The organism is Pseudomonas sp. WC2, from assembly GCF_050586545.1.
Lineage (GTDB): Bacteria > Pseudomonadota > Gammaproteobacteria > Pseudomonadales > Pseudomonadaceae > Aquipseudomonas.
This window is the reverse complement of record NZ_JBOBDR010000014.1, coordinates 32,409-53,846: the sequence shown is the minus strand read 5'-3', so window position 1 is coordinate 53,846 and position 21,438 is coordinate 32,409. Positions and strand designations below refer to the sequence as shown.

The following is a 21,438-nucleotide window of genomic DNA, read 5'->3' as shown; positions in this document are numbered from 1 at the left end:
GTAGTTGATACGAGAAAGCCGTCATGATTGACGGCTTTTTTGTGGCTGCTCACTCAACAGGATCGACCTTACGCGGACGCCCGCCCTTTCTGCCATTCGCCCGCGCGGCTGCAGCCTTTGCCGCGCTGCTCTGACGACCGTTGCGCGAAGCAACGGCAGATGCGGCCATGGCGAACAATGATGGGCTCGCCGAAATCATCCCGGCAATGGAAACGTCGAGGTCTTTACCCTCGTGACAAAGCGCAGTGCCAGCGAAGCCGACTGTCAGTTTTTCATAATCCTCTGCATTGAATCCGTCGAACTCTGGATAAAGGTCCACCGGTAGCAACACACCGCTGCCGTCTTCAAAACGGATGATCAGGGATGGCTTATCAAAGCTTACGGAGACAGCCTGCAAGCTATTCGCTCGGTGGGTTTCCCCTTGCTGGATGGCGGCATCGATCATCTCCTCCGTCAGGGGACGACGCGCGGACGGCTTAGCTTTGATGACTTTCATAAATCGATTTCCACTCCTTCCAATGCATCTATCAATGTCAGAAGAGTTTTGCCCTCGTCTGGCAGATAACGCGCAGATCCCACTCTGTACGTCGTGTCACTGACGAGGTTCATCTTCAGCACCTCGCTTGAATGGCTGTCCCACAACTGATTGTCGAGACAGACAGTTTGCAATCTCGACCACCAGATCCCCCGCGCCCGCCGCAGATGTGCAGGCTGCTCAAGGGATCGACACAAGCCTTCCAACACGGCCAAGGGTGGTCGACGCGAAAGCGGCACGACGTCCCAAAGCTCAATATCGTTGTGCCAGAAACTGAACTGTAATCGGGCACTCCAACTGCCCGCATTCACGTGAACGTGTGGTGGGCAATGTTCATCTCGCAGCATGATGACAATCGACAATCCTTTGTAGCTGCATACTTTCATGCTAACCCATCCGTTAGGTTAAAAAGTTTCAGGATTCGATTTTCCTTTCAAATCCGACGACTGGTGATCAAGCACATGACGTTTCACTGCTTTTGAGGCTAGCGTCGGAACGGGTCATGAGTCGGTCAATCTCCGGTAAAAAACGTAAGCAAAGCTGTCGTCATACCTCGATCAATATTGCTTCTGTGCGATCACCGAACATAAAAAGCCACGTCCATTTTTGTTCAATTGACCATGGTAACCATCTAGTACATTTTATCTCCACAGGCCGAAACCTCTGGCCAATGCCAAAAACAATAAGTGGAGTTACCCCTCATGCCCCCTATCGTTCTGGTGCTCAACGGCCCGAACCTGAACCTGCTCGGCACCCGCGAGCCGGCTACTTATGGTCACGAAACCCTGGCGGATATTTCTGCGTTGTGCGGTCGCGCGGCTGAAGAATTTGGCCTGGCCGTGGAGTTTCGCCAGACCAATCACGAAGGCGAATTGCTCGACTGGATTCACGCGGCTCGCGGTCGTTGCGCCGGGATTGTGATCAATCCCGCGGCGTGGACGCACACGTCGGTGGCGATCCGCGATGCATTGGTCGCCAGTGAGTTACCGGTGATCGAAGTCCATCTGTCCAACGTGCATGCCCGCGAACCGTTTCGTCATCACTCGTTTGTCTCGGCGATTGCCACGGCGGTGATGGCCGGTTTTGGCAGTCATGGCTATCGCTTGGCGCTGGAACATTTCAGTCTGCGGCTGAAGGGGTAATGTATGTCTCGTTCCAACGTGATACTCGCGGGATTGATCGGCGCTGGCATTCAGGCCTCGCGGACTCCGGCGCTGCATGAGCATGAAGGCGATGCCCAAGGCATGCGCTATCTGTATCGACTGATCGATCTCGATCAACTGAACATCGACAGCAGCGCCCTGCCCGACCTGCTGCTGGCGGCCGAGCGGATGAACTACACCGGGCTGAACATTACCTTTCCGTGCAAACAGGCGATTATTCCGCTGCTCGATGAATTGTCGCCGGAGGCCAAGGGCATTGGTGCGGTCAACACCGTGGTGCTGAAGGACGGCAAACGCGTTGGTCACAACACTGACTGTCTGGGTTTCGCCGAGGGTTTTCGCCGTGGCTTGAAAGACGCTGCCCGTGAGCGTGTGGTCCAGATGGGCGCTGGTGGCGCGGGCGCCGCAGTGGCCCACGCGTTACTGAGCGAAGGCGTACAGCAACTGAGCATTTTCGACGTCGACCGTGAACGCGCCGAAAGTCTGGCGAACAATCTCAATGAGCATTTCGGCTTTGGCCGCGCGGTCGCCGGGCATGATCTGCCAAGCACGCTGAATCTGGCCGACGGTCTGGTCAACACCACGCCGATGGGCATGGCCAAGCTGCCGGGCATGCCGGTGCCGGTCGAGTTGCTGCGCAAGGAGTTGTGGGTGGCGGAGATTGTGTATTTCCCGCTGGAAACCGAACTGCTGCGCAACGCTCGCGTACTGGGTTGCCGCACCCTGGATGGCGGCAACATGGCGGTGTTTCAGGCGGTGAAGGCGTTTGAGTTGTTCAGCGGAGTGGTGCCGGATGCGCAGCGGATGCTGGCGCATTTTCAAAGCATGAATGGTTGAAAACCTGTGGGAGCGAGCCTGCTCGCTCCCACAATGGAATGCGTCAGGCCTGCAGGTAGCGCAGCACCGATTCGCAAATCATCTCGCGATGACGCTGCTTGATGCCTTCATCCGGCAGATCAATCTGGAAGATCTCGCCAAAGGTGTGCCGGTTCGACACGCGATAGAAGCAGAACGAACTGATCAGCAAATGCACATCCAGCGCATCCAGCCCCGCACGGAACACACCTTCATCAGCGCCGCGACGCAGAATCTCGCCGAGTGAATCGAGGATGGTGTTGTTCATCGCCTTGATCGCATCGGAGCGCTTCACGAATTCGGCGTTGTGGATGTTTTCGATGCTGACGATGCGCACGAAATCGACATTGCGGTCGTGGTGATCGAAGGTGAATTCGACCAGCCGCCGAATCGCCTCGACCGGCGCCAGCTCGGCCAGGTGCAGACGGTTCTCGGTGCTGCGGATGTCGCCGTAAAGCTTCTCCAGCACCTCGACGTACAACTGCTCCTTACTGCCGAAGTAGTAATAGATCATGCGTTTAGAGGTGTGGATACGCTCAGCGATCGCATCGACGCGAGCACCGGACAATCCTTGCTGGACGAACTCGACGATCGCCTCCTGCAGGATGTTCTCGCGGGTTTTTTCCGGGTTGTTCTTGCGACTTTTGCGCGGCTCTACAGCGGAAACTTCAGTAGCGGCGGAAAGTTCTGAATTCATTGTCATTGCGGGCTCACGGCCATCACTGCACAGGCGGCGATTATGGGCCGCGCAGCACAGTGAAGGAAGCCACGCGACCTGTGTTTAATCCCGCGTTTACGAATTTCCTACAACTTCGCCTGGCGCACTGCGCCACTGCGTGATTTGGCCATCGCCGCCAAACGCACCGCGACGTTCGCCGCGCCGTAACCGGCGTAGCCATTCTTGCGCTGAATGATCTCGAAAAAGAATCGCCCTTCGAACGGTTCGGTGTAGACGTGAAACAGCTCACCGCCCTGGGCATCGCGGTCGTACAAGACGTTGTAGTACGCCAGTTCGCTGAGGAATTCGTCGTCGAAATCGAAACGCGCGGCGAGGTCGTCGTAATAGTTGAGTGGAATATCCAGCAGTGGCACGCCGGCCTCTTTGGCGCGACTGACTTCGGCGAAGATGTCATCACAATCGAAGGCGATGTGATGCACACCTGAGCCGCGATAACTCGACAGCGCGTGGGAGATGGCGGTGTTGCGGTTCTCGGAGATGTTCAGCGGCAAGCGGATCGAACTGTCGCGACTGCGCAGGGCGCGGCTCTTCACCAGACCGTACGGGTCGGGCAGCACCACTTCATCGTCCGCCTCGAAATCCAGCAGGCTCTTATAGAACAACACCCAACTGTCGAGGCTGTCGGCCGGCAATGCCATGGCCATGTGATCGATGCGCTTGAGACCGCCGCGTGCCGGCGCATCCGCCAGCAGATTGAAGTCGGTGCCGTAGACATCGGCCTGTTCATCCACCAGATAAATCAGGCTACCGTCCGGCGCGCGCACTGCCGCCAGTTCCAGTTCATTGGGGCCAACCAGTCCGCGATACGGCTGACCTTTATAGGCAACCGCCCGGGCCAATGCGCTGGCGCTGTCCTTGACCCGCACCGCGGTGGCGCACAGCGACGGGCCATGAGCCTCGAAAAAGCTGTGAGCAAACGAATACGGTTCGGAGTTGAGGATCAGGTTGATATCGCCTTGGCGCAACAGGCTCACGCTCTTGGAGCGATGCTGGCCCGCTATGACGAAACCGAGGCGCTCCAGCCAGTTCGACAGCTTGGCGCCGAGGCTTTCATCCACGGCGAACTCAAGAAACTCGATGCCGTTGTACTCGCTGGCCTGCGGCGTTTCGAAGAGGATTTCGCGGTTGGCCACAGGCGTCGCCTCCTGCTCCAGACGCTGGCGGGTTTTCTCTTCCAGATACAGCAGCGAACGCAAACCGTCGGCGGCATTGGCCCGTGGCGGCGCGGCGCGGAAGCCGTCGTTAAAGATTTCCAGCGACAGCGGCCCGGTGTAACCGCTCTGAATGATCGGCGCGAGAAAGCCTGGCAAATCGAATTCGCCTTGCCCCGGGAAGCAACGGAAATGCCGGCTCCACTCCAGCACATCCATGGCCAGAATCGGCGCGTCAGCCATTTGTACAAAGAAGATCTTGTCGCCGGGAATGTCGGCGATAGCGCGGGGATCGCCCTTCAACGACAGGGTATGGAAACTGTCGAGCAAAACGCCGAGGCTTGGGTGATCGGCCTGACGCACGATGTCCCAGACCTGTTGATAAGTATTCACGTGACGGCCCCACGCCAGCGCTTCGTAGCCAATGCGCAAGCCGCGAGCACCGGCACGCTCGGCCAGCAGGCGCAGGTCATCGACTAGAATTTGTTGATCGCCGACGCTGTCGGCCGAGGCGTTGCTGCAGACCAGCACCAGGTCGGTGCCCAGTTCCTGCATCAGGTCGAACTTGCGTTCGGCGCGCTCAAGATTGCGCGCCAGGCGATCGCGGCGGCAGCCTTCGAAATCGCGGAACGGCTGAAACAGCGTGATGGCGATGCCGAGGTCGGCGCACATCTGTTTAATTTCCCGCGGACTGCCGTCGTAGTACAGGAGGTCGTTTTCGAAAATCTCCACCCCGTCGAACCCGGCGGCGGCGATGGCTTCGAGTTTTTCCGGCAGGGTGCCGCTCAAGGAAACGGTGGCAATGGAACGCTGCATGATTCAACTCCCGGACTGCGCCGCTTTATCTTTACTGTAGGAGCCGCCAAAACCTGCAATCGTTTGATCTTTATTTACGCAAACGATCGTAGCCAGCAGCAGCGCCTGCACGAGGATGGTTTTTATAGTGAAGGAAATTATTGGCTGCATCCCTGCGCACAGCAATTTAAAGTGTACTACCCGGTTAGTTTTGCGTGCGATTATCGAACACAATGGCGGTTTGGCGAATTGACGATTTTTCGTCCACTGCCCAACATCGGCTGCACATTGAGTCCGGATCTGAACCACCGGTCGCAGCGTGCAAAGTAAAAAGCACACCAAATAACAAATCCAAAAACGGGTGGAACACATGATTCCTTCACAGACTTCCCGCATGGCCCCGGCCATGAGCACTGCCACGGGTGGCATCGGCGACAAGATCCGCGGCGCCATGGCTGTCGGCAAGACCCGTTGGGGCATGCTGGCGCTGGTGTTTTTCGCCACTACCCTGAACTACATCGACCGCGCCGCCCTCGGCGTCATGCAGCCAATCCTCGCCAAGGAAATGAGCTGGACGGCGATGGATTACGCCAACATCAACTTCTGGTTTCAGGTCGGCTACGCGATCGGTTTCGTCCTGCAGGGCCGGTTGATCGACCGGGTCGGCGTCAAGCGCGTGTTCTTCTGCGCCGTGCTGCTCTGGAGCCTGGCCACCGGCGCCCACGGTCTGGCAACGTCAGCCGTTGGATTTATGGTTTGCCGATTCATCCTCGGCCTGACGGAAGCGGCGAACTACCCGGCCTGCGTGAAAACCACGCGCCTGTGGTTCCCGGCTGGCGAACGCGCGGTTGCCACCGGCATCTTCAACGCCGGCACCAACGTCGGTGCGATGTTCACGCCGATGCTGTTGCCACTGGTCCTTCACGTCTGGGGCTGGCAAGCGGCGTTCCTGTGCATGTCGGCGCTCGGCGGGATCTGGTTGCTGTTCTGGGGTTTGAAGTACTTCAACCCGGAAGATCATCCGACCGTGAAACAGTCCGAACTGGACTACATCCAGCAAGAAGTCGAACCGGAACAGGCTCGCGTACCGTTCTCGCGAATCCTGCGGATGCGCGGCACCTGGGCCTTCGCCATCGCTTATGCGCTGACCGCGCCGGTGTTCTGGTTCTACCTGTACTGGCTGCCGCCGTTCCTCAATCAGCAATACAACCTGGGCATCAACGTTACCCAGATGGGTATTCCGCTGATCATCATCTACGTGACGGCTGATTTCGGCAGCGTCGGCGGCGGGATTCTGTCTTCGTTCCTGATCGGTCGCGGGATGAACTCGATCAAGGCGCGGCTGCTGTCGATGTTGCTGTTCGCCTGCTGCATCATCGGCGTGGTCATGGCGGCCGGTTCAGCCAATCTGTGGGTTGCAGTCGCTGCGATCTCTCTGGCCATCGGTGCGCACCAGGCCTGGACTGCGAACATCTGGAGCCTGGTGATGGACTACACGCCCAAGCACATGATGAGCACGGTGTTCGGTTTCGGCGGCATGTGTGCGGCGATCGGCGGGATGTTCATGACCCAGATCGTCGGCCATATCCTGACCGTCACCAACAACAACTACACCGTGTTGTTCACCCTGATCCCGGCGATGTACTTCATTGCGCTGACGTGGATGTATTTCATGGCACCGCGCAAGATTCCGACCATCACCGAATAACCTGGCCACTAGATTGGCCCCTTGTGGGAGCGAGCTTGCTCGCGAATGCGGACTGACAGTCGAAACAAATGTGACTGACACACCGCTTTCGCGAGCAAGCTCGCTCCCACAGTTTTTTGTGTTGTCAGCTCAACGACGGCTCTGCTGCCACGCTGCCGCCAGTCCGCTGCAACAGATCACCGCAATGCCGACAATCGTCAACAAACTCGGCGTGTGATTGAACAGCAACCAGCCCAACAACCCCGCAAACACGATCTGGCAATAACCGAATGGCGCCAGCAGCGCAGGCGCGGCATGGCGGAACGCCTGGGTCAGGAACAAATGCGCGGTCATCCCGCAGCTGCCCAGCGCCAGCATCAACCCGGCATGGGTCAGTGTCGGCACCTGCCAGAAGAACGGCACCAGCGCACTCATCACCAGCGTGTTGCACAACCCGGCGAAGAAGTTGCTGGTGGTCGGACTGTCCACTTGTGCGAGTTTGCGCGTGAGCAACTGATAGAAGCAGAAAAACAGCGCCGAGCAGAACGGCAACAGCACCGCCGGAGTGAACAGTTCACCGCCCGGATGAACGATGATCAGCACGCCGACAAAGCCGCAAATCACCGCAATCCATTGGCCACGGGTCACTCGCTCCTTGAGCAGGGGCACCGACAATGCGGTCACCAAAACCGGAGCGAGAAAGTTGACCGCCGTGGCTTCGGCCAACGGGATGTACAACAGCGCCGTGGTGAAAAACAGGCTGGTGCCGAGTAGGCAAAGTGCTCGGGTCAACTGCCATAACGGCTTCTTGGTGCGTAGGACGCGCAGCCCGGACTGTGGCAGAAAAATTCCCGCCATCAGTAAGGTGTGCACCAGATAGCGCGCCCAGACCACCATCACGATCGGATAGAAACCGGACAGGTATTTCGACAGTGCGTCATGGCTGGAGAACAGGAAGGTCGCCACGACAATCAGCAAGATCCCTTTGAAGGGTTGGTTGACACCGGAGAGCGGGGTGCTGACGGTCATGGGTTATCTCTGAATGAAAACAATACTGCGGCGAAGGCATTGGCGCCCTCGCCACAAAAACTGACTTACAACCTGGCCAACAATTCCCGCGTTCTATCGAGCGCCATCCGCGCGCGCTGCAAACCGCTGACGCCCTGTTCGAGCAATTTCACCGTGGGAATTTCCAGACTCAGTGGAATATTAGCCGGCAGCGCTTTCAGCAACCCGAGCAAGTCACAATCGCCTTCGCCGGGAAACCGCCGCTCGTTGCGCGCCTGACGCAAGATCTCGGCCATGTCTGACGGTCGCGGCCCTGCAACATCACATAACTGCGCATAACGCAGGCGCGATGGCGACACCGCTTGCAGATCCTCAAGCCGTGAATCCGAACGATCGAAATGGAACGCATCGACCAACACCGCCGCGTTTTCCCGGTCAGCGTTCTCGACAATCCGCAGCGCTTGCTCAAGGTTGCGTGCATCGGTCCAAGGCATGAACTCCAAGTGCGGGTGCAATCCGTAAGGTGCCGCCAAATCACACAGCGCCGCGAAGTTATCCGTCAGCCGCTGTTCATCAGGATCGTTACCGGCGACCAGTAACTCCGTCGCACCAAACTCGGCACCGACCGTAAGAATTTTCTCGAAATCGGTGGCGACGGTTTGCGGTTTCAAACGGAGAATTTCCACATCGAGCACACGGATGCAGGTGTCGCGTAGCCGCTGCAATGTTTGACGCCGCAAATCACCATCGGCGACTAACGGGAAGTGATATTCCTCAGGCGTCGCCGGTTCCAGACGCAGGCCGACATGGCTGTAGCCGGCACGCGCGGCGACTTCGACCATTTGCGGTGGCGACAGCTCCAGTACGGTGAGGCTGGCCAGGGAGAGGATGCGTTCGCTCATGTTCAAGCCTCGATCAGTGCAGGGGCGCAAGCCCGGCCGGTAGCGGCGGCTTCGCGGATGGCTTCGATCAGCGCAAGGGTGCGGGCGGCATCAGCGGCGCTGACCAGCGGCTCCACTTCACGCCGCGCCACGCGTACGAAATGCTGTAACTGCAGGCGTAAAGCTTCGTCACCGCTGTAGGACTCTTCTACTACCAGCAAGGGTTCATGCCAGCCCGCGTCAACCTGATCAGCGGCGTAATACCAGCGCTTGAGCTGCGGAATGCTCAATGCGCCGGCAGTCCCGGCCAGCAGATAACACGGCTGATCGGCCTGGCGCGGATACACCGGGTTCTCGCCGGAATCCAGCTCCCAACTCCACGGCGCGGCGACCGCATCGGAACCACTCAATGTGCCCAACGTGCCGCCCTCGAATTGCAGCAGTACCGCCGCGCTGTCTTCATTGGCGAAACCGCGCACAGCGTTGTCGGTGATCGCTTGCACCGAGCGCACTTCACCGCACAGATGTCTGAGCAGGTCGAGGTCGTGAATCAGATTGGTCAGTAACATCCCGGCGCCCGGTTCACGGCGCCACGGAATCTCGAAATAACTGTCGGGTTTACGCAACTGGAACAGCGCGGTGACCGTGGTCAACCGTCCGAGCGCCCCGCTCTGCACCAGTTCATGGGCACGCACGATCAGCGGATTGTGGCGCCGATGGTGGCCGACCAAAACCGGCACGCCGCTGCTTTTAACTGCAGCCACCAACTCGCGCGCCTCGTCCAGGTGCACGCCGACCGGTTTTTCCAGCAAGACCGGCACCCCTGCCGCCAGGCAATCGAGCGCCGTGCTGACGTGTTGATTATTCGGATTGGCGAAGATCACCGCATCTGGCTTGACCTGTTCGAGCATCTGACGGTGATCGGCGAAATGCCTTACACCCCACTCCGCCGCAAGCGTTGCGGCTTGCGGCCCGGGATCAGCCACCGCGCAGAGTGTCGCTTCGGTGAGGGTTTGCAGATGCCGGTAATGCTGCTGACCCATGTTGCCGGCGCCGATCAAGGCGATTCGAAGGGGCGAATTCAAGGCGCGATCCTCTTGTGATTGTTGTTGGAATATCACTCCAGCAACAATGTAGAACCGAGTTCCAGAATCAAATACCCATCAACCGCAATACCGTGCGAACACCGCACCCTTTCTGAATCGCCGAAATCCAAATGTGGGAGCGAGCCTGCTCGCGAAGCCTGTGTATCAACAAAGTAAAAGGTGACTGACAAAACGCTCTCGCGAGCAGGCTCGCTCCCACAGGGGATTTAGGTGAATTCGGATTAGATAAACAGTTCCGAGGCCAGGCTCGCCGCAGATAACTCGTCGGTAAACTTCAGCAACAACGGCGCCAGCTCATGCAACCGCGCCCCCGGCATTCGCGCACTCGGTCCGGCGATGCTCAGCACACCGATCACACGACCATCCGTGGGATGCCTGACCACCGCCGCAATCGCCGAGGTCCCGACCGCCGAGCTTTCCTCCACCCAGGCATAGCCTTGTTCGCGCGCCAGACGCAGCCGCTCGAGCAACTCGATATTGGAGCGCGGTGCATTCGGCCCGACACTGTCCGGCACCTCTGCTGCCTGGCGCTCAACCAGCGACAACGCCTCGGCGTCGCTCATGCACGCCAGCCACGCATGCCCGGAAGCGGTGTAGAACAGCGGCGCATCGCGGCCCATGTCCGGGTCATAACGCAGACCGGTGCGCGCGCCTTGGGCCTTGGCGATCCAGGTTTGGCGCTCGCCATCAATCACACCCAAGCGCACCAGTTCGCCGGTTTCCTGGGCCAATCGATCAAGCACCGGCTGAACGATATCGGCGCCGCTGCTCGACAGGTATTGAAAACCCATCGCGACCAGTTTGGTCGACAAGTGATAGCGCAAGGTTTCCGCATTCTGCCGCACGTAGCCGAGACGAATCAGCTCGGCGAGAAGGCGGTGCGTCGCGCTTTTCGGGATATCCAGTTGTTCAGCCAGCGTCTGCATCGGCAGCCCGCGCGGATCACTGGTGAGGCTTTCCAGCACGCTGAAAACCCGTTCGATTTGACTGCCGGCCATGGGGACATCCAATTGAAATTTCGCCGATTCTAGAAGACATCCGCAGCAAAGCGAAATCTGGAACCGCTCGTTCGATAATCGCCCCGTTTGTTGAATCAGCGCTTGTCGGACAACGCCGGCACTGGTTATTTTCTGGAATCAAATTCCAAAAATAATTCTGCGCTGGAGCTCTTTTTGATGTCTGCCGAACTCCCCGAAATCGACTGTGATGTCCTGATCGTCGGCTCTGGCGCTGCCGGCTTGTCGGCGGCCGTTACCGCTGCGTGGCATGGCCTGAAGGTTATCGTCGTGGAAAAGGATTCGGTATTCGGCGGCGCCACCGCGTGGTCCGGTGGCTGGGCGTGGGTGCCGTGCAATCCGCTGGCCCGTCGCGCCGGGATCGTCGAAGACGTCGAACATCCGCGCACCTACTTGCGTCATGAATTGGGCGAGCACTATCAGCCGGCGATGATCGACGCCTTCCTCACCGCCGGGCCGCGCATGGTCGAGTTTTTCGAGCAGCACACCGCGTTGCAATTTGCCGATGGCAACGCCATTGCCGACATTCATGGCGACACGCCGGGTGCTGGCACCGGCGGGCGTTCAGTGATCGCAGCGCCCTACGATGGACGCAAAATCGGACGCTTGCTCAAGCGTCTTCGCACAACGATGCGCGAAACGTCCTTCATGGGCATGCCGATCATGGCCGGCGCCGATCTTGCGGCGTTTCTTAATCTGACCCGTTCGCTGAAAGCCGCGTGGCATGTCACCCAGCGTTTTACCCGGCACTTGCTCGACCTCGCGATCCATGGCCGGGCAATGCAATTGGTCAATGGCGTGGCGTTGATTGCCCGATTGGCGAAATCTGCTGAAGACCTCGGCGTGTTGCTCTGGGAGTCGGCGCCGGTGACTGAGCTGCTACGGGACGACTCACGCGTAACGGGCGCCGTGGTCAACACAGGCAAAGGCCCAATCCGCGTCCATGCCCGCAAAGCCGTGGTGCTCGCCGCCGGTGGATTCGCCAATGACGTCGAGCGGCGTAAAGTCCTGTTCCCACGCACACCGACTGGCCACGAGCATTGGGCGCTGCCGCCGCTGGCCGTCAACGGAGATGGCTTGCGCTTGGGTGAAAGCGTCGGCGCCCGGGTCAATACCGATGTCGCCTCACCCGTGGCGTGGGCACCGGTATCGCAAGTGCCGCATTCCGACGGCAGCATCGGCCATTTCCCACATATCATCGAGCGCGGTAAACCGGGGATCATCGGCGTGCTGTGCACCGGTCAGCGCTTCGTCAACGAGGCCAACGGTTATTACGATTACGTTAGCGCCATGGTCGCCGCCGCGCCGGAAGGTGAAGACGTCGCCTCTTGGCTGATCTGCACGCACGCCTTCCAACGGCGTTATGGCCTCGGCATCTCGAAGCCTTTTCCGCTACCGGTGTCGGAATTCATCCGCAGCGGCTATCTGAAAACCGGTAACAGCGTTGAAGAATTGGCCAGCGCGTGTGGCATCGACCCTCGCGGTTTGCGCCAGACTCTCGACGACTACAACCGCCATGCGCGCAACGGCGAAGACCCTCTGTTCGGGCGAGGCACCACACCCTACAACCGCAAACAGGGTGATCCGGCGCACCTTCCCAACCCCTGCGTTGCCCCCATAGACACCGGCCCGTTCTACGCCGTCAAAGTCCAACCGGGGTGTTTCGGCACGTTTGCCGGTCTCAGGGTCAACCCGCACGCGCAAGTGCTGGATGCTCACGAACACCCCATCGCCGGGCTCTATGCGGCGGGTGGCGACATGGCCAGCATCATGGGTGGCCACTACCCGGCGGGCGGTATCAATATCGGCCCGGCCCTGACGTTTGGCTACATCGCCGCCCGGCATATCGCCGGCATCACTGCTTTCGAACAGGAGATCGACCATGCAGCACATCGTTAACGCCCAGGGTTTGAACATGCCGAAACTCGGCCTCGGCACCTGGCCGATGCTCGGCGACGAATGCACCCGCGCTGTGGAACAAGCCCTGGAACTGGGTTATCGCCACATCGATACGGCAGCGGCCTACAACAACGAAGACGCCGTCGGACAAGCGCTGGCGAATACGCCGACACCGCGCGAGCAAATTCATGTCACCACCAAGGTCTGGTGGGATCAGTTGCAACCCGACGCCATGCGCCACTCCATGGACCGCAGCCTTAAAGCGTTGCGCAGCGACTATGTCGATCTGTTCATGATCCATTGGCCAACCAAGGATTGGGATCTGCCACGCACGCTTGAGACGTTGGCCTCATTCAAGGACCAAGGGCTGGCCCGCAACATCGGTGTGGCGAATTTTCCTCTGCCGTTGCTGCGCAAAGTCATCGAGGAATATGGGATTGATCTGTCAGCGATTCAGGTCGAGTACCACGTCCTGCTCGGCCAAAACGCCCTGCTCGATTACGCCCGTCAACACAATCTGGCACTCACGGCCTACACGCCTCTGGCGCGTAACAAGGTGTCGGACATCCCGCAGATACAGCAAATCGCCAAAAAACATAACGTGTTACCAACACAGGTAGCGCTGAAGTGGCTGCTCGAGCAAGCCAACGTTGCGGCGATTCCCAAGGCCAGCAGCCGGGCTAATCAACTGGCCAATCTGCAGGCATTGAATGTGCAGCTGGACCCAGCAGACCGGGCGCTGATTGCCGGTTTGTCAAAGCGTGAACGCCAAGTCAGCCCGGACTTCGCCCCGGTGTGGGACGAGTTCGACAACTGACGAGGAAAGGGGTCGTTTTCTCTCATTCGCGGGTAAACGTCTTACGTGTTCTTACAGATCTGCCCAGCAGGTTTTTTCCGCTGAGGTTATTCATAGGCACGGCGATCTACGCCGCATCAGTCTATGGAAGGGAAAGAACATGAAATGGAAGACCGCAAGACGCAGCGAAAACGTCAACGACCAGCGCGAGGGCACGGATGCCCGCAACAAAACAGGGATTGCCGGCATGGCCATCGTGGCGGCGGTGGTAGCAGGAATGGGCACCTACTGGGCGGAGTTGACTGAGAAGGAAGGTGAGTTCACGGCTGGAATGGCACAGGCGCAATATCAAGCGGCGCTGGGTGGAATGGCTATTGCAGACCCGCACAAACTGTTTACCGAAGTCATTCTGGGCAGTACCGAAGACGTCTGGAAAAAGAGGTTCGCTGAAATGGGGCGAGAATACCAAGCGCCAACGCTCAGTCTGGTGACCGGCAAGGTCAACACTCCCTGCAATGATGCCAATGCCCCCGTCGACTTTATCCAGGGGCCGAGTTATTGCCCGGCCAACAAGCAGATCTATGTCGACATCAGTGCGTTTGAGAAATGGGCAACCGAGGGCAGAATGACTGGCGAATTTGTTGAAGCCTACGCTTTGGCTCATGAAGTCGGCCATCATGTTCAGACTGAGTTGGGTTTGACTAAGCCTTTGCACGAAGCGCTGGTCGCGAAGAAGGAAATAAAGGGTGCGACTGGCTTGCTGGTACGCGCTGAGTTACAGGCAGATTGCCTCGCTGGAATCTGGGCTGCTGAAGCGCTGCTTAAAGACGACGTGTTGCTCACAAAGGGTGATGCCGATGCCTTGGAAATAGCGGCGACCACTCTAATTGGCGACGACAAGGATGTGAGGCCCGGGTTCAAGAAAATGATGCCACAAGACTATGGCCATGGCACTGCAAAGCAACGGCTCGATTGGGTGCTAAAAGGCATGCAGACAGGCCTGCAATCAGACTCGCTCAACGGCTGCGACACCTTTAACGCCAAGACGCTGTGATCGCGAGGCAAACGCGTTAGCCTTCCTCTGCACCTGAACCGCGGTGGCACTCACGGCCTACACGCCTCTGGCGCGTAACAAGGTGTCGGACATCCCGCAGATACAGCAAATCGCAAAAAAACATAACGTGTTACCAACGCAAGTAGCGCCGAAGTGGCTGCTCGAGCAAGCCAACGTTGCGGCGATTCCCAAGGCCAGCAGCCGGGCTAATCAACTGGCCAATCTGCAGGCGTTGAACGTGCAGCTGGACCCCGCAGACCGGGCGTTGATTGCCGGATTGTCAAAGCGTGAACGCCAAGTCAGCCCGGACTTCGCCCGGTGTGGGACGAGTTCGACAACTGACGAGGAAAGGGGTCGTTTTCTCTCATTCGCGGGTAAACGTCTTACGTGTTCTTACAGATCTGTCCTGCACACACTGTCTGGTGCGGTTATTCATAGGCACGGCGATAAACGCCCAATCAACCTATGAGAGACATCGATCATGTTATGGAACAAGGCAAATCCCAGCAAAAATGTAAACGATCTACGAAAGGACAAGGATGTCCGCAGCCCAACAGGGAAAATCCTCGCGTCCGGCTTGATTGCCTCTTTACTGGCAGCCTCCGCAGCATATTGGGCCGGCATTGAAAAAACCCTCGGCCCAGAGGTTGCCGCTGCCGGCAAGGCTCAAGAGGGAGCGGTACTCGAACATCTGCTGAGCGATGACGCTCATCGCCTCTTTGTCGAGTCGGTGTTGGGCAGCAGCGAAGAAGTCTGGACGGGGCTCCTTGCCGAACAGGGCAAGACCTATGCACCGCCAACGCTGGTGCTGTTCGACGAACAGATCAATACGGGCTGCGGGCCACAGCGCTCGGACCAAAACGGGCTGCTTTACTGCCCCGCTGATCAACAGATCTACATCGACCTCAAGACCCTGGAGGAAGTGGCGGCCCAATCCTCGACCGTCAGCGACTTTGCTCAGGCCTACGTGATCGCTCATGAAATCAGCCACCATATTCAGAATGAACTAGGCGTACTCACGCGATTTGAGGAAGCCGAAGTGAAGGGTGAAAAGCTAACTGGGGCGAACGGGCTGAGTGTTCGTCTGGAGTTGCAAGCCGATTGTCTGGCAGGCGTGTGGGCGCGTCATGCGCAAGAACGCTTCCAATGGCTGGAAGCCGGAGATATCAACGAAGCCCTGATGGCCGCCTCGATGTTCGGGGATGACTACCTCATGCGCGAAGCCAACCGGGACGTCACTCCGGAGAAATTCACCCACGGTACGTCCGAGCAACGCATCAAATGGTTCAATACCGGTTTCAAAGAGCCTCATGGCGTCTGTACAACCTTTGATGGCGCGCCGTTATAGTCTGCGCCAACAAAGTGAGGCAGAGCCGCAGCGGTCATCGAACTGTCAGGCCCATGCAAATGTCTGACGACCGGACTGGCGCCACTCCTGCGCACCAGCAACACTCATCACCACCTTCAGACAGAGGATTCCCACATGCTATGGAAAAAAGGCCGACGCAGTGACAACGTCGTCGATGCCCGTGGTGATGATGCCGGCGGTGGTGGTGGCATGCGCTTCGGTGGCGGCAAAGGCCTGAGCCTGGGCGCGATCCTGCTGATCGTCGGGATCGGCTGGATCACCGGGCAGGACCCAATGCAGATCCTGGGTCAGCTCGCCGGGCAATCCACCCAGCAAGCGGCGCCGACCTCGCAAACCCGCCAGGCGCCGCCGGCCAACGATGAACAGGCTGAATTCGTTCGTTCGATCCTCGGCGACACCGAAGACACCTGGGGCGCGATTTTCCAGCAGGCCGGTCGCCAATATAAGGACCCGACCCTGGTGCTGTTCAGCAATCGGGTGAACTCCGCCTGTGGTCTGGCAACCTCGGCAACCGGCCCGTTCTACTGCCCCGCCGACCAGAAAGTCTATCTGGACATGGCGTTCTTCCAGGAAATGTCCCAGCGCTTCAAGGCTGCCGGCGATTTCGCTCAGGCCTACGTGATCGCTCACGAAGTCGGACACCATGTGCAGACGCTTCTCGGCGTATCGGCGAAAATTCAGGCAGCCCGCCAGCAAGGCCGGCAGATGGAAGGTGCCGGCGGTTTGCTGGTGCGTCAGGAATTGCAGGCCGACTGCCTTGCCGGCGTATGGGCCTACAGTGCGCAGAAACGCCTGAACTGGCTGGAACCGGGCGACATCGAAGAAGCCTTGAACGCGGCCAACGCCATCGGCGATGATCGCTTGCAGCAACAGGGTCAGGGCCGAGTGGTGCCGGACTCGTTTACCCACGGTACGTCGGCGCAAAGGGTGCGCTGGTTCAAAACCGGATTCGCGCAGGGCCAGGTGGGCCAGTGCGACACCTTCGCGGCGAAAAACCTGTAAATGCATAAATGGCTTTTGGCGTTACTGATCGTTGCCAGCACCGCGCAGGCTGCAGGTGTCGATGCAATCAGCCCCGGTCGTTTGCAACTCAAGGCTGGGGAAATGGCGGTGGGGATCGGCCCTGCGCCGGAGAAAATCGAGCGTGTGCTGATCGTCATTCATGGACGATTGCGCAACGCCGAGACCTATCGCAAAAGCGCCGAAAGCGCAGCCGAACTGGCCGGGCAAAGCGCCCACACCCTGGTGATTGCGCCGCAGTTCCTCAATGAAAGCGATGTCGCTCTGTACTCGCTCCCCGCCACCTTGCTGCGCTGGCAGGGCAACGAATGGATGGGCGGCGGCCTATCCACAGGGCCGAACCCGTTGAGTTCCTACGCCGCGCTCGATGAGATCGTCGGACGGATCAGCGATCGCAAGCAGTTTCCGGATGTTAAGCAAATCGTGATTTTCGGTCATTCCGGTGGCGGTCAAGTGGTGCAGCGTTATGCCCTGCTCGCCAAGGATCAGCCAGCGCTGAAGGCCAACGGCATTCGCTTGCGTTATGTGGTGGCCAATCCGTCGTCCTATGCGTATTTCAATGAGCAACGGCCGGTGGCGTTCGATCACGCCAAGTGCGCGGGTTTCAATCGCTGGAAGTACGGTCTGTCAGACATGCCGGTGTACGCCGGTGGGCAAACGCCGTTGCAGCTTGAGAGCGGCTACGTCAAACGCGAGGTGATTTATCTGCTTGGGCAGCAGGATATTGATCCCAAACATCCGGCGCTGGACAAAGGTTGTGAAGCTGAAGCGCAAGGTGCGTATCGCCTGGAACGTGGGAAATTGTATTTCGGCTATTTGCTGCGCCGGCATCCGGAAGGGGTCAATCAGCGACTGGTTGAAGTGCCGGGGGTTGGGCATAACGGCGATGGCATGCTGACGTCGCCGGAGGGGCAGAAGGCGTTGTTCGAGCAGTGATTTGTGTGACGGATGATCTGGCCTCTTCGCGAGCAGGCTCGCTCCCACATAGGATTGATGCGTGGCACAAAATTTCTGTGCACTGAAGATCTAATGTGGGAGCGAGCCTGCTGCGAAGGCGTCATTTCAGACAGCAAAAATCTCAGACCGAAAGCATCCGCCGCAACTCAACACAATCCCTGGCATGCCAATCGGTCAACTCAGGCCACGGGTTATCCGGCAGATTCACCAACACCGTCCGCGCCCCCGCCGCTCGCCCGCAATCCAGATCAAAGCGGTAATCGCCGACCATCACCAGCTCGCTCGCCGGCACTTGCCATGCGTCAGCCAGTTTTAGCAACCCATCCGGGTGCGGCTTCGGTGGCGCCTCATCGCGGCCCAGAACATCTTCCACCGCAAAGCAATCCGCCAAGCCAATCGCCTCCAGCGTCACATGCGCCAACTCCCGCGCATTGCGGGTGAGGATACCGAGGCGATAACCGCGCGCGTGCAGGTTACGCACCAGTTCTACCGCGCCGGTGGCCGGGGTCGAACCCAGCGCCAGATCGCGCTCATGCTCCAGCAACCACGCGTGTTTCGCTGCCGCCTCATCCGCCGGCAATGCGGCGAGATGGGTGAGGATGTCGTCCTCCGGCGCAATCCCCAGCGCTACCCGAATCGCCGCAAAGTCATGCACGGCGACGGTCAGGGTGCCGTCCATATCGAACACCCAGTGCTTCACCTCTTTCAGGCTCATGCCCAATCCTTGCGATGGCGGATCAAGCCTTCCTGCGTCACCGACGCGACCAGTTGCCCGGCGCGGTTGTACACGCTGCCACGGGAAAAACCACGGGAATTGCCGGCCCAAGGACTGTCCATCGCGTAGAGCAACCAGTCATCGGCGCGCAGATCGTTGTGGAACCACAGCGCATGATCGAGGCTGGCGACCTGCATGTCTTTCTGCCAGACCGATTTGCCGTGGGGCAGCATCGAGGTGGTCAGCAGACCGAAATCGGAAGCGTAAGCCAGCAAGTATTTGTGCAGCGCCGGAATGTCGGCCAAAGCGCCGTCGGCACGGAACCACACGTACTTCACCGGATCGGCCGGTTGCGGGTTGTACGGATCCTTTTCAGTGACCGGGCGCACTTCGATCGGCTTCGGGCACAGCAGCTTTTCACGCATGTGCTCGGGGATCAGCTGCGCGCGTTGCTGGAACAGCTCCAGCTCCGACGGCAGGTTTTCCGGGCCGACGACCTGGGGCATCTGGCTCTGATGCTCGAAGCCCGCTTCGTCGTACTGGAACGAAGCGCTGCAGGTAAAGATCGGATGGCCTTTCTGGATCGCCGTGACGCGGCGGGTGCTGAAACTGCCGCCATCGCGCACGCGATCAACCGAATAAACCACCGGCAACTTGGCGTCGCCCGGACGCAGGAAATAACCGTGCATCGAGTGCACGTGGCGCGCTTCTTCAACCGTCTGACTGGCCGCCGACAGCGACTGACCGAGCACCTGACCACCGAACAACTGACGGAAACCCAGATCCTGGCTACGGCCACGGAACAGGTTTTCTTCGATCGGTTCCAGGGTCAGCAAATCGACCAGATCTTCCAACACTTGGCTCATTCAGACTCTCCTCACACAAAGCAATGCCGCGCAGTCTTGGCTGCGGCGGCCGATTCAGATTCTGGCGCGGGCCAATGATATGGCGGCCATTGTAAACGTCCGTGTCGGCTTAGCCATGCAAGGTTTGCAGCCATTGTTCCCGGGTGATGCGGTAGAGCACGTGGCGTCTGAGCGGATGATCGACAGCAAGCTTGGGGTGATCGAAATCATCCTCCGGCGCGTGATGCATGCCGATCGCCTGCATGACTTTTTCTGAGGGCAGATTGCTTTGCGCGGTGAAGGAAACGATTTCCTTCAAGGCCAAGCGATCAAAGCCGCAACGCAGAGCGGTCCACGCCGCTTCACTGGCATAACCGAGCCCCCAATGCTCCTTGGCCAGGCGCCAGCCAATTTCCACCGCCGGAGTGAACGGCGCATCGAAGCCGACCACGCCGAGCCCGGTGAAACCGATGAACTCGCCGCTGTCCTTGCGCTCCAGCGCCCACAAGCCGAAACCGTGCTCGGCAAAATGCCCGCGCACCCGGCCGATCATCGACGCGCTTTCCAGTCGGCTCAACGCTTGTGGAAAGTAGCGCATCACCTGCGGATCGGCGCACATCGCCGCAAATGCAGGCAAATCTTCGTCCTGCCACTGACGCATCAGCAAGCGTGCGCTTTCGAGTTCCAGTATCGGCTCCATCGTGCCCCTCCATTTCCATGCCGCAAGTCTACATCGCTGGTAGGATCCTTCACTCTTTCCGACACTTCCTACACAAAACTGCCATGCCATTGCCGCTGATCTACCACCAAGACTACAGCCCCGAGTTTCCGGCGGATCACCGCTTCCCGATGGACAAGTTTCGTCTGCTGCGCGATCACCTGATCGACAGCGGTCTGACCCGCGATGGCGACCTGCTGCGCCCGGAAATCTGCCCAAACGACATCCTCGCCCTCGCCCATGACCGTGCGTATATCGAACGTTACATGAGCGGCGAGTTGTCCCGCGAAGACCAGCGGCGTCTAGGCCTGCCCTGGAACGAAGCCTTGGCGCGGCGCACGGTGCGCGCGGTCGGCGGTTCGATTCTGGCTGCGGAGAAAGCCCTGGAGCATGGTTTGGCCTGTCATCTGGCCGGCGGCACCCATCACGCGCATTACGACTATCCGGCGGGCTTTTGCATCTTCAATGACCTGGCGATCATCAGCCATTACCTGCTGCAAAGCGGTCGGGTCAATCGCGTGCTGATCTTCGATTGCGATGTGCATCAGGGCGACGGCACCGCTCGAATACTTCATGACACGCCCGAGGCGATTACCGTTTCCCTGCACTGCGAGAAGAATTTTCCTGCACGCAAAGCGGAAAGTGACTGGGACATTCCACTGCCCAAAGGCATGGGCGATGGCGATTATCTGAAGGTGGTCGACGACACGCTCAATTACCTGCTGCCGCTGTATCAACCGGATCTGGTGCTGTACGACGCCGGGGTCGACGTACACAAGGACGACGCCCTCGGTTATCTGCAACTGACTGACGAAGGTGTCGCCGCCCGCGATGAGAGCGTGATGCGCCATTGCCTGGGCCGCGATATTCCGGTGATGGGCGTGATTGGCGGCGGTTACAGCAAGGATCGCCACGCCCTCGCTCGCCGTCACGGCATCCTCCATCACAGCGCGCAGCGGGTCTGGCAGTCACTCGGCTGTCATTGAGCTGTGCTGCGTTACCCACAATCGCTGTGGAACTGCCTGTGGATAACCTGAGTGAAAGGGCCTGCAGGCCATATCCACTATGGCCTACAGAACACTGGCTAATTTTTAACCAAATACTGAATCCACTAAAATCCCCTGTGGGA

General features: G+C 59.0%; 22 protein-coding genes and 1 pseudogene. 11 read left to right on the top strand and 12 right to left on the bottom strand.

The window, feature by feature from the left end:
- Positions 1-49: 49 nt before the first annotated feature.
- A complete protein-coding gene (locus ACQ4OE_RS18080) occupies positions 50-496 on the bottom strand; it encodes a DUF2442 domain-containing protein (RefSeq protein ID WP_430947445.1) in 447 nt (148 codons plus the stop codon).
- Positions 493-921 carry a DUF4160 domain-containing protein gene (locus ACQ4OE_RS18075; RefSeq protein ID WP_122592746.1) on the bottom strand — a complete coding sequence of 143 codons (429 nt, stop codon included), beginning with the start codon at positions 919-921 and terminating at the stop codon, positions 493-495. Before ACQ4OE_RS18075 ends, ACQ4OE_RS18080 begins: the two co-directional genes overlap by 4 nt.
- 315 nt (positions 922-1,236) lie before the next feature.
- On the opposite strand from ACQ4OE_RS18075, the gene aroQ reads away from it, so the two are divergent.
- Positions 1,237-1,677: a type II 3-dehydroquinate dehydratase gene (aroQ, locus tag ACQ4OE_RS18070; RefSeq protein WP_430947444.1), complete on the top strand. Its 441-nt coding sequence runs from the start codon at positions 1,237-1,239 to the stop codon at positions 1,675-1,677.
- A 3-nt stretch (positions 1,678-1,680) separates the two neighbouring features.
- A complete protein-coding gene (locus ACQ4OE_RS18065; protein ID WP_430947443.1) occupies positions 1,681-2,535 on the top strand; it encodes a shikimate dehydrogenase in 855 nt (284 codons plus the stop codon).
- 43 nt (positions 2,536-2,578) lie between these two features.
- On the opposite strand, the gene ACQ4OE_RS18060 is transcribed toward ACQ4OE_RS18065, so the two are convergent.
- The 3 genes from ACQ4OE_RS18060 to ACQ4OE_RS18050 form a co-directional block, all read right to left on the bottom strand.
- Positions 2,579-3,256, bottom strand: coding sequence for a TetR family transcriptional regulator (locus tag ACQ4OE_RS18060; RefSeq protein ID WP_122592743.1), 678 nt, complete (start codon positions 3,254-3,256; stop codon positions 2,579-2,581).
- A gap of 101 nt (positions 3,257-3,357) precedes the next feature.
- Positions 3,358-5,259 (bottom strand): 3-dehydroshikimate dehydratase QuiC, encoded by a 1,902-nt coding sequence (quiC, locus tag ACQ4OE_RS18055; protein WP_430947442.1) that lies wholly within the window; start codon positions 5,257-5,259, stop codon positions 3,358-3,360.
- Positions 5,260-5,262: 3 nt separating this feature from the next.
- Positions 5,263-5,646, bottom strand: coding sequence for a hypothetical protein (locus tag ACQ4OE_RS18050; RefSeq protein ID WP_430947507.1), 384 nt, complete (start codon positions 5,644-5,646; stop codon positions 5,263-5,265).
- On the opposite strand from ACQ4OE_RS18050, the gene ACQ4OE_RS18045 reads away from it, so the two are divergent.
- Positions 5,609-6,946 (top strand): MFS transporter, encoded by a 1,338-nt coding sequence (locus ACQ4OE_RS18045; RefSeq protein ID WP_430947441.1) that lies wholly within the window; start codon positions 5,609-5,611, stop codon positions 6,944-6,946. The genes ACQ4OE_RS18050 and ACQ4OE_RS18045 overlap by 38 nt on opposite strands.
- 129 nt (positions 6,947-7,075) lie before the next feature.
- Here ACQ4OE_RS18045 and ACQ4OE_RS18040 read toward each other — a convergent pair whose 3' ends face one another.
- The 4 genes from ACQ4OE_RS18040 to ACQ4OE_RS18025 all read right to left on the bottom strand — a co-directional run bounded on the left by ACQ4OE_RS18040 (position 7,076) and on the right by ACQ4OE_RS18025 (position 10,918).
- Positions 7,076-7,954, bottom strand: coding sequence for a DMT family transporter (locus ACQ4OE_RS18040; protein WP_430947440.1), 879 nt, complete (start codon positions 7,952-7,954; stop codon positions 7,076-7,078).
- Positions 7,955-8,019: 65 nt separating this feature from the next.
- A complete protein-coding gene (locus tag ACQ4OE_RS18035; protein WP_430947439.1) occupies positions 8,020-8,835 on the bottom strand; it encodes a sugar phosphate isomerase/epimerase family protein in 816 nt (271 codons plus the stop codon).
- 2 nt (positions 8,836-8,837) lie between these two features.
- The gene (locus ACQ4OE_RS18030; RefSeq protein WP_430947438.1) at positions 8,838-9,899 is read right to left on the bottom strand and encodes a Gfo/Idh/MocA family protein; all 1,062 of its coding nucleotides are present in this window, start codon (positions 9,897-9,899) and stop codon (positions 8,838-8,840) included.
- 242 nt (positions 9,900-10,141) lie between these two features.
- Positions 10,142-10,918, bottom strand: coding sequence for an IclR family transcriptional regulator (locus tag ACQ4OE_RS18025; protein ID WP_122592737.1), 777 nt, complete (start codon positions 10,916-10,918; stop codon positions 10,142-10,144).
- 177 nt (positions 10,919-11,095) lie between these two features.
- Between ACQ4OE_RS18025 and ACQ4OE_RS18020 the strand changes: the two genes are divergently transcribed.
- The 7 genes and pseudogenes from ACQ4OE_RS18020 to ACQ4OE_RS17990 all read left to right on the top strand — a co-directional run bounded on the left by ACQ4OE_RS18020 (position 11,096) and on the right by ACQ4OE_RS17990 (position 18,010).
- Complete coding sequence (locus tag ACQ4OE_RS18020; RefSeq protein WP_430947437.1) at positions 11,096-12,835, top strand: FAD-dependent oxidoreductase; 1,740 nt, start codon at positions 11,096-11,098, stop codon at positions 12,833-12,835.
- A complete protein-coding gene (locus tag ACQ4OE_RS18015; protein WP_430947436.1) occupies positions 12,819-13,652 on the top strand; it encodes an aldo/keto reductase in 834 nt (277 codons plus the stop codon). Before ACQ4OE_RS18020 ends, ACQ4OE_RS18015 begins: the two co-directional genes overlap by 17 nt.
- A gap of 139 nt (positions 13,653-13,791) precedes the next feature.
- Positions 13,792-14,685: a neutral zinc metallopeptidase gene (locus ACQ4OE_RS18010; RefSeq protein ID WP_430947435.1), complete on the top strand. Its 894-nt coding sequence runs from the start codon at positions 13,792-13,794 to the stop codon at positions 14,683-14,685.
- A 43-nt stretch (positions 14,686-14,728) separates the two neighbouring features.
- Positions 14,729-15,027, top strand: a pseudogene (locus ACQ4OE_RS18005) (aldo/keto reductase); the annotation flags it as partial.
- Positions 15,028-15,166: 139 nt separating this feature from the next.
- Positions 15,167-16,033 (top strand): KPN_02809 family neutral zinc metallopeptidase, encoded by an 867-nt coding sequence (ypfJ, locus tag ACQ4OE_RS18000; protein ID WP_430947434.1) that lies wholly within the window; start codon positions 15,167-15,169, stop codon positions 16,031-16,033.
- A gap of 135 nt (positions 16,034-16,168) precedes the next feature.
- Positions 16,169-17,056 (top strand): KPN_02809 family neutral zinc metallopeptidase, encoded by an 888-nt coding sequence (gene ypfJ, locus ACQ4OE_RS17995; protein WP_430947433.1) that lies wholly within the window; start codon positions 16,169-16,171, stop codon positions 17,054-17,056.
- A complete protein-coding gene (locus ACQ4OE_RS17990) occupies positions 17,057-18,010 on the top strand; it encodes an alpha/beta hydrolase (RefSeq protein ID WP_430947432.1) in 954 nt (317 codons plus the stop codon).
- Positions 18,011-18,152: 142 nt separating this feature from the next.
- Here ACQ4OE_RS17990 and ACQ4OE_RS17985 read toward each other — a convergent pair whose 3' ends face one another.
- The 3 genes from ACQ4OE_RS17985 to ACQ4OE_RS17975 form a co-directional block, all read right to left on the bottom strand.
- Positions 18,153-18,746 carry an HAD family hydrolase gene (locus tag ACQ4OE_RS17985; protein ID WP_430947431.1) on the bottom strand — a complete coding sequence of 198 codons (594 nt, stop codon included), beginning with the start codon at positions 18,744-18,746 and terminating at the stop codon, positions 18,153-18,155.
- Complete coding sequence (gene tesB / locus ACQ4OE_RS17980) at positions 18,743-19,612, bottom strand: acyl-CoA thioesterase II (protein ID WP_122592730.1); 870 nt, start codon at positions 19,610-19,612, stop codon at positions 18,743-18,745. The genes ACQ4OE_RS17985 and tesB overlap by 4 nt, the downstream gene beginning before the upstream one ends.
- Positions 19,613-19,721: 109 nt before the next feature.
- A complete protein-coding gene (locus ACQ4OE_RS17975) occupies positions 19,722-20,291 on the bottom strand; it encodes a GNAT family N-acetyltransferase (protein ID WP_122599776.1) in 570 nt (189 codons plus the stop codon).
- A gap of 83 nt (positions 20,292-20,374) precedes the next feature.
- Here ACQ4OE_RS17975 and ACQ4OE_RS17970 point away from each other — a divergent pair, with 83 nt between their 5' ends.
- Positions 20,375-21,295 (top strand): histone deacetylase family protein, encoded by a 921-nt coding sequence (locus ACQ4OE_RS17970; RefSeq protein ID WP_430947430.1) that lies wholly within the window; start codon positions 20,375-20,377, stop codon positions 21,293-21,295.
- Positions 21,296-21,438: the final 143 nt, after the last annotated feature.